The following is a 14,374-nucleotide window of genomic DNA, read 5'->3' on the forward strand; positions in this document are numbered from 1 at the left end:
AGTTCTCCACTACATATCTATAATTCAATAATTTACAAAATGCTTTGTAGACTAAAAAAGTATGCAAATCAACCTTTTTGTAGATATTTTATAGATACTCTTTCATAGGAATACTCCTAATACAATTCTTTCTTTGCCATGTGAAAAACAATTTTATAAACCTTAAAAACTATCACACATGGGTAAAATTAAAAAGTATTCCCTGATGCAAAGAGTCATCTTACTCACCTTGCTCTTTGTATGTTTGGTACCGCTAAGCTCTTTAGCACAAACCATTCAATTAACCGGTACAGTAACTGATACCAAAGGAGAAACCCTCATTGGTGCCAGTGTTTTGGAAAAAGGTACAACTAATGGTTGCATTACCGACATTGACGGTAACTTCACCTTAACAGTTGCCCCTAATGCGACAATGGTAATCTCTTATGTGGGTTATGTAGCTCAAGAAGTTCCGTTGAAAGGTCAGAAAGTATTGAACGTAACTTTGAAAGATGACACCGAAATGCTGGATGAGGTTGTTGTAGTAGGTTATGGAACAATGAAGAAAAGTGATATGACCGGAGCTATTTCTTCCGTAAAATCAGAAGATTTAATGAAGCGCGCCACTACCAGTGCTACCGAGGCACTGCAAGGTAAAATTGCCGGTGTAAGCGTATTAAAATCCGGTGGTAATGCTGGTGCAAGCATTTCTGTGAAAATCCGTGGTATCAAAACAATGGGAGACAACGAACCTCTTTACATCATCGACGGATATCCCGGTGACATCAATACCATCAATCCGCAGGATATTGAATCAATGGAAATCCTGAAAGACGGCGCAGCCGCTGCAATCTATGGTTCGGTAGCTGCTAATGGCGTTGTAATTGTTAGCACAAAGAATGGTAAAGCAGGTGAAATGAAGATTTCATTCAATACCTACATGACTGTTAATTCGGTAGCTAAGAAATTCGAGATGCTGGATGCAGACGGATATATGAAAGTACACAATATGATGTACGAAAATGCAATGGCCAATGATCCCAATCAAAAGAAACAGGCTTATCTTACCGTAAAAGACGGAAAGAATCCGACAGGAGCAGATACCGACTGGCAGGATGAAATGCTTCGTACCGGTATTGCACAAAATTATTATGTAAATATTATCGGCGGCTCGGAAGTTGCCAAATACTCTTTATCTTACGGACATGCCGATGAAAAGGGCATTTTCAAAGGCAACTCCTACATTCAGGATAATGCACGTCTGAAATTGAATGCCCACAAGTATATCTTTGATTTCGACGCAGGCTTGAACTTCAAAGTAACTCAAAGCAAACAACCCCAGTACTCTCTGAAAGAAATGTACTCCATGTCTCCGCTGGTGCCTGTATATGATGAAAACCAAACTTATGGCTACGGATTAACCGACATGTCTGTCGACGGAGTGAAGTTGGGACTTCCCACCAACCGTAACGTTATGGCTGATGATCACTATAAAACCAGAAAATATACCGGCTATGATATCACCGGTAATATTGGCCTGACAATGAAATTTGCTTCATGGCTGACTTTCAAGACAAGCTATACATACAACGGCTACTATTATAACGATCGTTATCATCGTGCTAAATATGAAGCTAATGCGCAGGAACCGAGCTTGTATCCGTATAATTACGAATACAATTCATATTACTACCAACAGACCTTTGAGAATGTATTGACCTTCATGAAGAATTTCGGCAAACATTCTATTACAGCAATGATAGGTAATTCTGTCATTTCAACTCGCCAAGATAAAAGTTCAGTAAGTGTTGAAGGCAAAAAAACGGAATACGATGTAGTAGATGGGAGTCTAAGTTCCAGTGAAGTACCCGGCGGATTCTTCGACCCGACCTCCCCGACCATTGATGCCGGTATTGGCGGAACATTTACAGGAACCGGTACATTCTACGATTATAACCGTGCTTCTTTCTTCGGTCGGTTCAACTATTCGTATGCCAGCCGCTATTTGCTGCAAGTTACGGTTCGTTCTGACGGCTCTTCCAAATTTGGTAAAAACAACCGTTGGGGTACATTCCCTTCAGTAGCTGTGGGATGGAGAATCAGCGAAGAAGACTTCTTCCCGAAAAACACTCCGATCAGTAATCTGAAATTCCGCGCCAGCTGGGGACGTTTAGGTAGTGAAAGCGCATTAGGATATTATTATGCTCCTACTATGACGAGCAGCAACACACAGGGTATGAGCTATCTCCAGGGTGGTAACCCCTGGTCCGGAATGTCCAACCTCTATCTTGTAAACGATGACCTTCGTTGGGAAACAACGGACACTAAAAACATAGGCTTCGACTTCGGGCTATTCAATAACAAGCTGAATGGTAGCATCAACTATTACTACAACACGACAGAAGATTTGTTGATCGAAAAAGTTATGGCACCTTCTGCCGGTATCTACAATCCAACAGTCAATGTAGGTAAGATGGTAAATAAAGGTTTTGAACTTGAATTAAACTATGGCGACAACGTAAATGGCTTTGAATATAACGTCGGCCTTAACCTTTCCACTATCAAGAATGAGATGTTAAAAGCAGACCCCAACCAGATATTATACGGTTCGGCATGGAAAGGTGATGGTCACGCTGTGACTCAGACTTTGAAAGGATATCCTGTAGCAGGTTTCTGGTTGTATCAGGCAGATGGTCTCTTCCAAAGTGACGCTGAAGCTGCAGCTTACGTAAATAGCAAAGGAGAAAGGCTTCAACCCAATGCCTATGCAGGCGATGTTCGCTTTGTAGACACAAACGGTGATGGCAGCATAGATAGCAGTGATAAAGTATACTCCGGATCGGGTATTCCTAAAGTAGAAGCGAACTTATCATTCAGTGGCGCTTATAAGAACTTTGACTTATCTTTCCAGTTTGGCAGTGCATGGGGACATAAGCTCTACAATGTAAACCGTCTTTACTACGAAGGTATGGATGCCGGTAGAAATTTCTTCAAAACGACGCTGGATGCATGGACTCCGCAAAATACCCATACCGACATGCCTAGAGCCGTATTGAATGACCTGAATCAAAATACACGCGAATCTACCCGTTTCCTCGAAAATGGCAATTTCGTCCGTTTGCGCCAATTACAGTTAGGATATAGTCTGTCCAGAACCATAGCTAAAAAGATTTACCTTGAGAAATGCCGCCTTTATGTAAGTGGTGAGAATCTATTCACTATTACCAAGTATTCAGGCATTGATCCTGAGTTTTCTTCAAGCATCCTGAATACAGGTGTCGATTCTTTTGTATACCCGTTTACACGTTCTTTCGTAGTAGGTTTACAAGTTACATTCTAATCACTATTTAAAATTAAAAGACAATGAAAAAAATAATATACTTAGCATCTTTCCTGTTCACAGTCTTACTGGCAGGGTGTGATGATTTTCTAACAGTAGAGTCTCCGGACTTTTCTACCGACAAATACTGGAGAGACAAAGCCGATGTAGAAGCAGGGTTATCCGCCGTTTACGGCCAATTGGATAATAGGACAGGTGCCTACTCTGTAGCAGAAGTCAAATATGTTGTAGAAACATTCCGCAGTGATGAAATGAAAACCGGACAAGATGTCAATAACTATCCGGAATGGGGTGAACTATACAATTATACCTATAATAATGAGAACTCCAGTATCAGATCATACTGGATGAACAACTACAATGGCATCAACTATGCCAACAATGTACTTTTTGGTATCGAAAAGGTACAAAGTACAGGCGAAAAAATGAGTACGGAAGATTACAACCACCTCAGAGGTGAAGCTCTCTTTCTACGTGCATACTACCACTTTAAGTTGATTATGAGTTGGGAGAAAGCAATTATTCGTAATGAATATCTGACCGGTGAATCACAAACTCATAAAGCTCTTTCTCCAAGAGCAGATGTATGGGACTTCATTTGTACGGAATTAGACCAAGCAGGTGGCATGTTGCCACAAGACCGCCCTTCTTCCGAAGCTGGACGTGTCACGAAAGGCGCAGCATATTCTTATCTGGGATGGGCTTACCTGACTCGCGCTTACGAAGAAAGCGGCAAGAAAGATGAATATCTGAGACTGGCAGAAGAAGCGTTTGGAAAGGTAACCGGTTATGAACTGGAATCCAACTACAGCAGTATGTTTGACGGAACCAATAAAAATTGCAAAGAAGCTATTCTGGAACTTCAATTCACCAATAGTACAGCAGACGGAACTTTCCACAAACATGTATTACATTTTTGGGTTGCTCCGGGCAGTATGTCCGGTTGGGATGAAATCCGTGTCAGTGAAATGATGTATGACGAGTTTCTGAAAGAAGGTCGCATTGCAGAAGATAATATGTACGATGCACGTGCCTACGGCTCAATGATGTTTGATGATCCTTATTATCGTGAAGGCGGTCATATTTTAGGATATAATTACGATGATGTTTATTCTGAAAGTTCTGCAACCAGCTATAATTATCGCAAATATCTACCGGCAACCTGGACTGACTATGCACAGAACTATGTAGGCACTAACATGCCACTGATGCGCTACGCCAATGTTATGCTGATGCAGGCAGAAGTGTATAATGAACAAAAACATCCGGAAAAAGCAATCCCATTAATTAACGACGTCCGCCGCATACACGGAAAATTACCAGCTATGACAGGAAGCGATTATGCGGCTGTAAAAGCACAAATCGAGCATGAACGCTTGGTAGAGTTCACATTAGAGAACTCCCGCTTTTACGATCTTCGTCGTTGGGGCAAACTGGATGACGCAATGCGTAGTGCAGGTAGAACACATTTCGATGAAACTAAGCACTTCCTGCCCATTCCTCTAATGGAAATTCAAACGAATAATGAAATAAACGAGTAATCCTTTCTCTCTGAATATGGTAAACAAGGTGGCCTTGCTGCTGCCTTGTTTACCTATAAAGAATTATCTTTGCCCTCAAAAACGACATAGATATGTTTACAATTATCGGACTGATGCTCACAGGAATGCTGCTGGGCTACCTCTTACGGAAACGGAATTTAAGTAAAATTCATAAAGTTATCACAGTGTTGATCTGGGTACTGCTCTTCATTCTCGGCATTGAAGTGGGAGGAAACGAGCAGATTATCAAAGGACTGCACACCATTGGCCTTGAAGCCGTCATACTCACCATAGGTGGAACTCTGGGAAGTGTGATTGCCGCCTGGGCACTGTGGAGAGCCTTATACAAACGGAAAGGAGGACAAGCATGAAAGGAAGTCTTATCATAGTCGGCTTTTTTGTGCTGGGTACGCTCTGCGGAGTCTTTCACCTGATACCTATCGATATCGTAATAGATAGTAAAGTCAGCTTTTATGCACTCTGCGCACTGATGTTCAGTGTAGGGCTAAGTGTAGGCAATGATCCGCAAACGTTGAAAAACTTCCGTTCACTCAATCCACGGTTGATATTCCTGCCTATCATGACCATTCTGGGCACGTTGGCAGGTTCTGCCGCAGTCAGCCTGATACTGACACACCGTTCCCTGACAGATTGCCTGGCTGTAGGTTCGGGCTTCGGATACTATTCACTCTCCAGTATCTTCATTACCGAATATAAAGGAGCTGAATTAGGAACAATTGCCCTGCTCGCCAACATCAGCCGTGAGATTCTGACCTTGCTGGCTGCACCGTTACTGGTGCGCTGGTTCGGCAACCTCGCCCCTATCTCTGCCGGAGGAGCAACCACGATGGACACCACACTGCCCATCATTACACGAACGGCTGGACAACAATTTGTAGTTGTCTCTATCTTCCACGGATTTGTGGTGGATTTCAGCGTTCCGTTCCTTGTGACACTGTTTTGTTCAATTTAATACTGTTTTGAACTTAAAACCAATTATCATGAAAGCCAAAGTTTATACTTTACTCTTTTCCTCATTGCTTTGTGTTTCTGCCCTGGCTGATAACGAGCCCTGGCAGAACCCACAAATCAACGAAATAAACAGAGAGCCGATGCATGCGCATTTCATTCCGTTTACAAATGAAGCCAACGCTTTGAAACAACGCTCTCTCCCCGCTGATGTACGTTTCGACGTGAATCCTGCGACAGAAAGACGAATTTCTCTGGATGGAACCTGGAAATTCCTGTTCTCAAAGAATAACGATCTTTGTCCTCAAGATTTCCATAAATCCGGATACAATACCCGGAAATGGAGCAAAATACAAGTTCCCGGAAGTTGGGAACTACAAGGATTTGATGCCCCTATTTATACGGACACCCGCTATCCATTTCCTGCCAATCCTCCGTATGTACCCGCCGACTACAATCCGGTAGGAGCTTACATCCGTGAATTTACTGTCCCGAATGGTTGGGAAGGTATGGATATCTTTCTTGACTTCGAAGGAGTGGAATCCGCTTATTATGTATGGGTGAACGGTGAGTTTGCCGGATATGCGGAAGACAGTCGTCTGCCGTCTCACTTCAACGTTACGAAGCTGTTGAAAAAAGGCAGTAATAAACTTGCCGTGAAAGTATTCCGTTACAGCGACGGCTCCTATCTTGAAGGGCAGGATTACTGGAAATACAGTGGCATTGAGCGGGATGTATATCTCTATGCCCGTCCGCAAAGCCGTGTTCGCGACTTCCGGATGACTGCTGAGTTAGTCAATGACTACAAAGATGGAGAACTAAACCTCGACGTACTACTTCACCAGCCTAAAGCCGGAGAAACCGTCGAAGTAAAGGTATTGGATCACGGCAAGGAGATTTACAATCGGAAGAAGTCTGTCACTTCCACCACCGATACTCTATTCAGCCAACGGCAAATCTTCCCGAATGCACGTGCATGGAATGCGGAGACGCCGAATACTTACACATTAGTAGTCAACACCTTCGACGCTCAGGGAAAACCGCTGGAATCTTTCACTCATCTTTTTGGTTTCCGCACGGTAGAGATGCGCAACGGAATGCAGATGATCAACGGGAAAGCAGTACTGTTTAAAGGAGTAAACCGCCACGAGCACGATCCACACAAAGGACGCACTATCAGTGTTGCTTCCATGATACATGATATTCAGTTGATGAAACAATTCAATCTGAACGGTGTACGCAACTGCCACTATCCGAACTATTCTGCCTGGTACGAGCTTTGCACCGAGTTCGGTCTATACATGGTGGATGAAGCCAATATCGAAAGCCACGGCATGATGGATCACAAGGATGGTACGCTGGCTAATTATCCGGACTGGGAACTCCCCTTCATGCAACGCATGAGCCGCATGATTGCACGCGACCGCAACTATTCAGCCATCGTCACTTGGTCCATGGGCAATGAATCCGGATATGGCAAACATTTTGAAACACTGTACGATTATACTAAGAAAATAGACTCTACCCGTCCGGTACAATACGAAGGAGGTGGCTACGATGCAAAAAGTGACATCTACTGTCCGATGTATGCGCGTATCTGGTCACTGCGCCGCCACATCAACCAGCGTGACAAACGTCCCTTGATTATGTGTGAATACGCTCATGCAATGGGTAACAGTGCAGGAAACTTCCAGGATTACTGGGATTTGATTTATAAGTATGACCAGCTACAGGGCGGCTTTATCTGGGACTGGGTAGACCAGACATTCGCCATCAAAGATAAAAACAACCGTGATATCTGGGCATTCGGAGGCGACATGGGCTTTGTAGGCATCGTCAACGACTCTAACTTCTGTGCCAACGGACTGGTAGCCGCCGACCGTTCTCTCCATCCGCACATCTATGAGGTGAAGAAAGTATTGCAATACATTCACTTCGAACCGGTAGCTTTTACTCCGAACAAGATAAAAGTCAGCAATCGGCATGATTTCATCGGCCTGGAAGGATATACCCTGCGCTGGGCAGTAGAGTGCGACGGAAAAGCAGTACAAGGAGGTGAAATGGACTTCCCCGTAATCACTCCGGGAAGCTCTGCCAATATAGAATTACCCTTGAAAGCATTGCCCGCCGACAGTAAGGAATACTTCCTGACTCTGCGTGCATTCACCAAGCATGAAGCTCCGCTGATACCGAAAGGACATGAAGTGGCCATCGAGCAATGGATACTCCCCACAACTCAAATCGCCGGAAAGGTTCAGCCCGCCAACAGTTCACTGGCAATAGACCGGAATAACGAAGCGATCACACTGAAAGGAAACAACTTCCAGATAGCCTTCTCTGCCCAAAACGGTGAGATGACAGAACTGAGCTACCATGGAAAGAATCTGATTAAAGAGGGATTACAACCCAACTTCTGGCGTCCGTTGACGGACAACGATATTCCTAATGGACATCTCAATCGCTGTGCCACCTGGAAGACTGCCGGAAAGGATGCCAAACTGAAGAATCTGGAAGTTACAGAGAAACAGCACATTGTCATTGTAACGGCTACTTATAAGATGGAGGCGCAAGGCTCTACATTGCAAACAATCTATGACATTCATCCTGACGGTGCCGTCCGGGTGAGCATGCACTTCACCCCGGGCAAACAGGCGCTGAATGAAATGCCTCGTCTGGGTATGCGTATGATACTTCCGGCAGAATATGAAATGATGTCCTGGCTGGGACGCGGTCCGCAGGAAAACTATGCAGACCGGAAGACAGGAGCATTAGTAGGCCTGTATAATGCTACGGTTTGGGAACAATTTCATCCGTATGTACGTGCTCAGGAAACGGCCAATCACTGTGATGTGCGTTGGGTTGCCCTGCGCAATGTTGCCGGAGAAGGTTTGCTGGTAACCGGAGAAGAGCCTCTGAGCGTAAGTGCCTGGAACTTTCCGATGGAAGACATCGAATATCGTCCTTCGCAGATAGAACGCCGTCATGGAGGAAGTATCCTGAAAAAGGATATAATTTGGCTAAACATCGATCATCAGCAGATGGGTGTGGGTGGTGACAATACCTGGGGAGCACAGGTACATCCCGAATACACCATCACGCCACACGAATGGAAATACAGTTTCACACTGCAACCGCTCGGAGCAAAGGATGATGCGACCGAACAGGCTCATAAATGTTGGTTCTAAGCGATTCTGATTGAAAAAAAACCATTAATTATAAATTAGATCATGCGACATAAGTTTATACACATTATTTGTTTTACTCTGCTGGTTGCAGGCATCGCCGCCTGCACTCCCGGCAGCAAAAACACTGCGGAGAAGCGGTATACATTCAATAATATACTGGATATTGCCTACACTCCCGATACCTTGCACCGCTGCTACGGCTGGTTCACAGATGCCGGCTCGTGGATGGGCTTCACCCTTCCCGAGAAAGAGAACTGGGTAAACGGTTTCTGCGGTCCGTTCAGTCTGGATATGTTCCGCCGCCAGTGGATGGCACAATCCGCTGTTACGGTAGGTTTTAGTAAGAAAGCCGCGGATACCTTTGTGCCCGATTCCACCTGTTACTATCCCGGAGAACTGTATATGTCCGCCCATTCCGGAAATGAAACTGTCACCCAGCGACTTAACTTTGTAAGTGCTTCCACCGCATTGCTTCGTATAGAAGTCGACAAGGCGGAAGAACTGATGCTGACCAGCAGCCAATGGGGAAAGAACGTAACCGTAAGTGTAGAGCAGAACTCCGTAATAGCCCGCCATCCCAGCGGAGAAAGCGTAACTGTAACGTTTACTCCCGATGTGGTACTTACCGGAACTGATAATAACTACACCGCCCTTATCCATACCTCCAAGTATCCCGTGAATGTAGCCATTTCCTTCTTCACCTCCGAAAAGGATATGACAGCCGGACTACAGAATCTTCCCAACCTGCTCAACAATCCCGAAAAAGCATTGCAAGCCAATGCCGAACGTTGGGAGGGATACCTGACGAAGATACTGCGTACCGACATGAAACCCGAATATGACCGCATCGCCGTAAAAGCCGTAACCACTCTTATCTCCAACTGGCGCACCCACCGCGGTGGTCTGTTGCACGAGGGAATCGTTCCAAGCCATGCAGTTGGCTACTTTGTAGGCTTCTGGGCATGGGACAGTTGGCGTTTCAGTGCCGGAACTGCCAAGTTCGATCCCGAGCTGGCAAAGAATAACATCCGCGCCATGTTCGATTATCAACAACCGGACGGCATGATTATTGACTGTATCTACACCGATCCATCCGAAAACAATGCACGCGACAGCAAACCGCCTTTGGTATGCTGGGCTGTAGATGAAATCTTTACGCATACTGGTGATACGGCTTTCGTTGCCGAAATGTATCCGCAACTGCTTTCTTATTATAAGTGGTGGTATCAGAAACGCGACCATAATCATAATGGCATGTGCGAATACGGCGCTACAGACGGCACTCTGGAAGCGGCAGCCTGGGAAAGCGGTATGGACAATGCCATCCGTTTTGACGATGCCGTGATGCTGAGGAACGACGGAAGCGAGGATGCCTGGAGCATGGATCAGGAAAGTGTAGACTTGAACGCCTACCTGGCACTGGAATGTAAGTTACTGAAGAAGTTTGCCGGATTACTAAATGTCTCATTCGATGCTCCCGACTATAGCAATAAAGTAGCCGACTATTTCTTTGATCCCAAACTCAACTTCTTTTTCGACCGCCGCCTGAAGGATGGTTCATTTATTGAAGAACCGGGATGCGAAGCCTATACTCCGTTGTGGACACAGATTGCCACGCAAGAACAGGTAGACAAGATGTTACCCATGCTTCAGAACACAGCGAAGTTCTCAACGTACATCCCCTTCCCCACCATTGCCGCAGATAATCCCAAGTACAACCCACGCGGCTACTGGCGTGGTCCTATCTGGCTGGACCAAACTTACTTTGCCATCCGCGGACTCCGTAACTACGGTTATCATAAGCTCGCCGACGAATACACCATGCAAGTATTCGACCGCCTTAACGGACTGAAAGAAGGAGCGCCCATCCACGAGAACTACGGCACTCACACCGGAGAGCGGCTGAAAGCACCACACTTTAGTTGGAGTTCATCCCATCTATTGATGATGTACGATGATTACGGGAAGTAATTTCTGTTCCCATTAAAGAAAACGCCCGTTTCCATTAAGGAAAACGGGCGTTTCTATTAGGAAAAATTGCCATTACTGAAAGAGGCTCCAAGTAACCGTCAGCCCCGCCATCACGATAGCTACCATACTCATCAGTTTGATAAGGATATTCAAACTCGGACCGGAAGTATCTTTAAACGGATCACCTACCGTATCGCCTACCACAGTGGCTTTATGTACTTCGCTACCCTTACCGCCGAAGTTTCCTTCTTCCACATATTTCTTTGCATTATCCCATGCACCGCCCGCATTCGCCATAAAGATAGCAAGAACGAAGCCACTACTCAATCCACCGATCAGCAAACCCAGAACACCGGGAACGCCAAAGATAAGTCCCGTTGCAATCGGAGCTATAATGGCTATCAGCGAAGGAACTACCATCTCACGCTGTGCTCCTTTTGTAGAAATCTCTACACAACGTTCGTAGTCCGGTTCTGTCTCACCAGTAAGGATACCCTTGATTTCACGGAACTGGCGGCGTACTTCATCCACCATGTGAGCAGCAGCACGACCAACAGCGTTCATTGTCAGTCCGCAGAAAAGGAATGCCATCATACTACCCAGGAACATACCCGAAAGCACCTTCGGATTCATCAATGTCACATCATAATGGTGCATAAAGTCGAAGAAGGTGGCATCTTGAAGAGCCACTGTATCTCCATGAGGAAGAGTTAGCTCTGTGGTTCCCAAACGAGTCAGTCCGATACGGATTTCTTCAATATAAGAAGCAAGCAAAGCAAGTCCTGTAAGTGCGGCCGAACCAATAGCAAAGCCCTTTCCAGTAGCAGCAGTAGTGTTCCCCAAAGAGTCGAGGGCATCCGTACGTTTACGTACTTCTGCACCCAGACCTGCCATTTCAGCATTACCACCGGCATTATCGGCAATAGGGCCGTAAGCATCCGTAGCAAGAGTGATACCCAAAGTGGAAAGCATACCTACAGCAGCAATACCAATACCGTAAAGTCCCATACCTACATTATTGAAATCAAATCCTGATGCAAACAGATAGGAAGCGATGATACCTATTACCACAGCAACCACTGGAATCGCGGTAGACAACATACCCAAACCGATACCGGAGATAATCACCGTCGCCGGGCCAGTCTTTCCGCTTTCGCTCAACTTCTGGGTAGGACGGTAAGATTGAGAAGTATAATATTCCGTAGAACGTCCGATAATGATACCGACTACCAAACCAACTATAACGGCACAAGATATCCACATCCAGTTATCAAGTTTCAATAGCCAAAGAATAAAGAAGGTAGCCACTACAATCAGTACGGAACTCAGATTCGTACCGAAAGCCAACGAAGCAAGCAGATCTTTCATCTTCGCATTTTCTTTAGTACGCACTGCGAATATACCGATAATAGAAAGAAGGATACCTACGGCAGCAATCAGCATCGGAGCAATAACTGCTTTGAACTGCATGGCCGTATCTCCCGTATGGATAAAGGCAGCAGCACCCAGGGCGGCAGTTGCCAGGATGGAGCCACAATAACTTTCGTAAAGGTCGGCACCCATACCGGCTACATCGCCTACGTTGTCACCTACATTATCGGCAATCGTTGCAGGGTTGCGCGGATCATCTTCGGGAATACCGGCTTCAACCTTACCTACCAGGTCGGCGCCTACATCGGCAGCCTTTGTATAAATACCTCCACCTACACGGGCAAAAAGTGCTTGTGTAGAAGCACCCATTCCGAAAGTAAGCATCGTGGTAGTGATAATACAGAGTTTATGAGTCGGAGTCAAAACATCTTCCGGAATAACCGCATTCAACAACAGGTACCAGAAAGAAATGTCGAGCAAGCCCAAGCCTACTACCACCAGTCCCATTACCGCACCACTACGGAAAGCAACGCGCAATCCTGCATTCAGTGAATTACGGGCAGCATTTGCCGTACGTGCCGAAGCATACGTTGCCGTCTTCATACCGAGGAATCCGGAAAGTCCGGAGAAGAAACCGCCCGTCAGGAAGGCAATCGGTACCCAACGATTCTGTACATCAAAACCATAAGCCATAATAGCGAAAAGGATCACAAGTCCCAGAAATACCCAGCCAACTATCTTATACTGTTGTTTCAGATAAGACATCGCGCCTTTGCGCACGGCAGCGGCAATCTTTATCATTTGCGGAGTACCCTCACTCTCTTTCATCATTTGCTTATGGAAATAGTAAGCAAAGCAGAGAGCTAAAACGGAAGCGGCCGGAATCAGCCAGAAAAGCAAACTGTCCATAGTGTTATTCGTATTAAAAGGTTGATTAAAAGTCTAAAAGTATTGATTTGAAATGAAATAAACAAAGGAATAAAAGAAAAATTACCGCACCAGCATCATCTTTCATTCACCCAACTTACTGGAACAAAAAAAGGGAAAAGTAATCATCAGCGATTATTCTCCCAAATATTGATATGCAGAGGAAGGGCTTTCCGGCTCTCCCTCTATATTCATTATTCTACTGTCACAGCCGTACCGCAAGCGGTTACCATCAGCATACTACCGCTTCCACCTACAGTTTCATAATCCAAATCCACGCCAATCACAGCATTGGCTCCAAGTGCCTTGGCATGTTCCTGCATTTCACGCAGGGCGATATCTTTCGCTTCGCGCAGCACTTCTTCATAAGAACCACTACGTCCGCCCACTACATCACGAATACTGGCAAAAAAGTCACGGAATACATTGGCACCGATAATCGTCTCACCTGAAACGATACCATAATAGCGGGTGATACGTCCACCCTCGATAGTTGGGGTTGTTGTTACTAACATAATCTTTCTCCATTTATTTAAGTTATTTGCACCCTATTAGACGCACGAATAGGGCGGAAAGTTGCAGTGACGCCCCGTTTTATATCTCCTCATTATAATAAAAAAACAAAAAATAGAGAGCATCTATATATGAGCAGAGTCAACATTTATCTATCTTTGTACCGAAGAAATGGAAACAAAGCATTTTATATTTAAAATAATGATGTATCTGGTAGTAGTGCTTTTTGCACTGCAACCGGAAGATTATAATTCCTTTTCCGAAAATGAGCCTCCTTTTCTTTGCATTGAACAAAACGAACAGCATTCGCCCGAAGAGTTCAACGATGAAGCTGTTATCTCCCGTACACTTTCTTTAAACCGTGCGCGTAAGCTCTGTGCAGAGATTACGACTACTTATACTTTCTCTACCGAGAACACTAATTTATATCAATATAGTGACGGTACTCAACCGCACAATCTCAGGAGCGTATATTCACCTGAACGTTCCCTACTCTGTATATATCGTCTTTAGCACAAGTCCTTCTATTACCGTATTTTTATATTTTATCCGGGCGAATCTTATATTCGTTCCGCTAT

At 45.1% G+C, this 14,374-nt stretch carries 9 protein-coding genes; 7 read left to right on the plus strand and 2 right to left on the minus strand.

What is annotated here, in order from left to right; all coding sequences use genetic code 11:
- The first annotated feature begins 178 nt into the window (after window positions 1–178).
- The 6 genes from DWW10_RS01910 to DWW10_RS01935 all read left to right on the plus strand — a co-directional run bounded on the left by DWW10_RS01910 (window position 179) and on the right by DWW10_RS01935 (window position 10,985).
- Window positions 179–3,319: a SusC/RagA family TonB-linked outer membrane protein gene (locus DWW10_RS01910; protein ID WP_022392256.1), complete on the plus strand. Its 3,141-nt coding sequence runs from the start codon at window positions 179–181 to the stop codon at window positions 3,317–3,319.
- Window positions 3,320–3,342: 23 nt separating this feature from the next.
- Entirely contained in the window at window positions 3,343–4,860 is a 1,518-nt protein-coding gene (locus DWW10_RS01915; protein ID WP_022392257.1) for a RagB/SusD family nutrient uptake outer membrane protein, read from the plus strand.
- Window positions 4,861–4,952: 92 nt separating this feature from the next.
- Window positions 4,953–5,231, plus strand: coding sequence for a LysO family transporter (locus DWW10_RS01920; protein WP_022208430.1), 279 nt, complete (start codon window positions 4,953–4,955; stop codon window positions 5,229–5,231).
- Window positions 5,228–5,833 (plus strand): LysO family transporter, encoded by a 606-nt coding sequence (locus DWW10_RS01925; protein ID WP_007660790.1) that lies wholly within the window; start codon window positions 5,228–5,230, stop codon window positions 5,831–5,833. Before DWW10_RS01920 ends, DWW10_RS01925 begins: the two co-directional genes overlap by 4 nt.
- A 28-nt stretch (window positions 5,834–5,861) precedes the next feature.
- Entirely contained in the window at window positions 5,862–9,014 is a 3,153-nt protein-coding gene (gene lacZ / locus DWW10_RS01930) for a beta-galactosidase, LacZ type (RefSeq protein ID WP_022392258.1), read from the plus strand.
- A gap of 42 nt (window positions 9,015–9,056) precedes the next feature.
- Window positions 9,057–10,985, plus strand: a complete 1,929-nt coding sequence (locus DWW10_RS01935; RefSeq protein ID WP_022392259.1) for an MGH1-like glycoside hydrolase domain-containing protein — start codon at window positions 9,057–9,059, stop codon at window positions 10,983–10,985.
- Between the two features lie 72 nt (window positions 10,986–11,057).
- Here the strand turns inward: DWW10_RS01935 and DWW10_RS01940 are convergent, their stop codons facing one another.
- Together DWW10_RS01940 and DWW10_RS01945 are read right to left on the minus strand one after the other, a co-directional pair.
- Window positions 11,058–13,265, minus strand: coding sequence for a sodium-translocating pyrophosphatase (locus DWW10_RS01940; RefSeq protein ID WP_022392260.1), 2,208 nt, complete (start codon window positions 13,263–13,265; stop codon window positions 11,058–11,060).
- A 212-nt stretch (window positions 13,266–13,477) separates the two neighbouring features.
- Entirely contained in the window at window positions 13,478–13,798 is a 321-nt protein-coding gene (locus DWW10_RS01945) for a heavy metal-binding domain-containing protein (RefSeq protein WP_022392261.1), read from the minus strand.
- 169 nt (window positions 13,799–13,967) lie between these two features.
- Between DWW10_RS01945 and DWW10_RS01950 the strand changes: the two genes are divergently transcribed.
- Window positions 13,968–14,309 carry a hypothetical protein gene (locus tag DWW10_RS01950; RefSeq protein WP_259320400.1) on the plus strand — a complete coding sequence of 114 codons (342 nt, stop codon included), beginning with the start codon at window positions 13,968–13,970 and terminating at the stop codon, window positions 14,307–14,309.
- Window positions 14,310–14,374: the final 65 nt, after the last annotated feature.

Source organism: Bacteroides intestinalis (genome assembly GCF_003464595.1).
Lineage (GTDB): Bacteria > Bacteroidota > Bacteroidia > Bacteroidales > Bacteroidaceae > Bacteroides > Bacteroides intestinalis_A.

Bases quoted from the DNA above. Each gene is read 5' to 3' on its own strand.
- DWW10_RS01910 (WP_022392256.1), top strand. From the start codon at position 179: ATGGGTAAAATTAAAAAGTATTCCCTGATGCAAAGAGTCATCTTACTC.
- DWW10_RS01915 (WP_022392257.1), top strand. From the start codon at position 3,343: ATGAAAAAAATAATATACTTAGCATCTTTCCTGTTCACAGTCTTACTG.
- DWW10_RS01920 (WP_022208430.1), top strand. From the start codon at position 4,953: ATGTTTACAATTATCGGACTGATGCTCACAGGAATGCTGCTGGGCTAC.
- DWW10_RS01925 (WP_007660790.1), top strand. From the start codon at position 5,228: ATGAAAGGAAGTCTTATCATAGTCGGCTTTTTTGTGCTGGGTACGCTC.
- lacZ (WP_022392258.1), top strand. From the start codon at position 5,862: ATGAAAGCCAAAGTTTATACTTTACTCTTTTCCTCATTGCTTTGTGTT.
- DWW10_RS01935 (WP_022392259.1), top strand. From the start codon at position 9,057: ATGCGACATAAGTTTATACACATTATTTGTTTTACTCTGCTGGTTGCA.
- DWW10_RS01940 (WP_022392260.1), bottom strand. From the start codon at position 13,265: ATGGACAGTTTGCTTTTCTGGCTGATTCCGGCCGCTTCCGTTTTAGCT.
- DWW10_RS01945 (WP_022392261.1), bottom strand. From the start codon at position 13,798: ATGTTAGTAACAACAACCCCAACTATCGAGGGTGGACGTATCACCCGC.
- DWW10_RS01950 (WP_259320400.1), top strand. From the start codon at position 13,968: ATGGAAACAAAGCATTTTATATTTAAAATAATGATGTATCTGGTAGTA.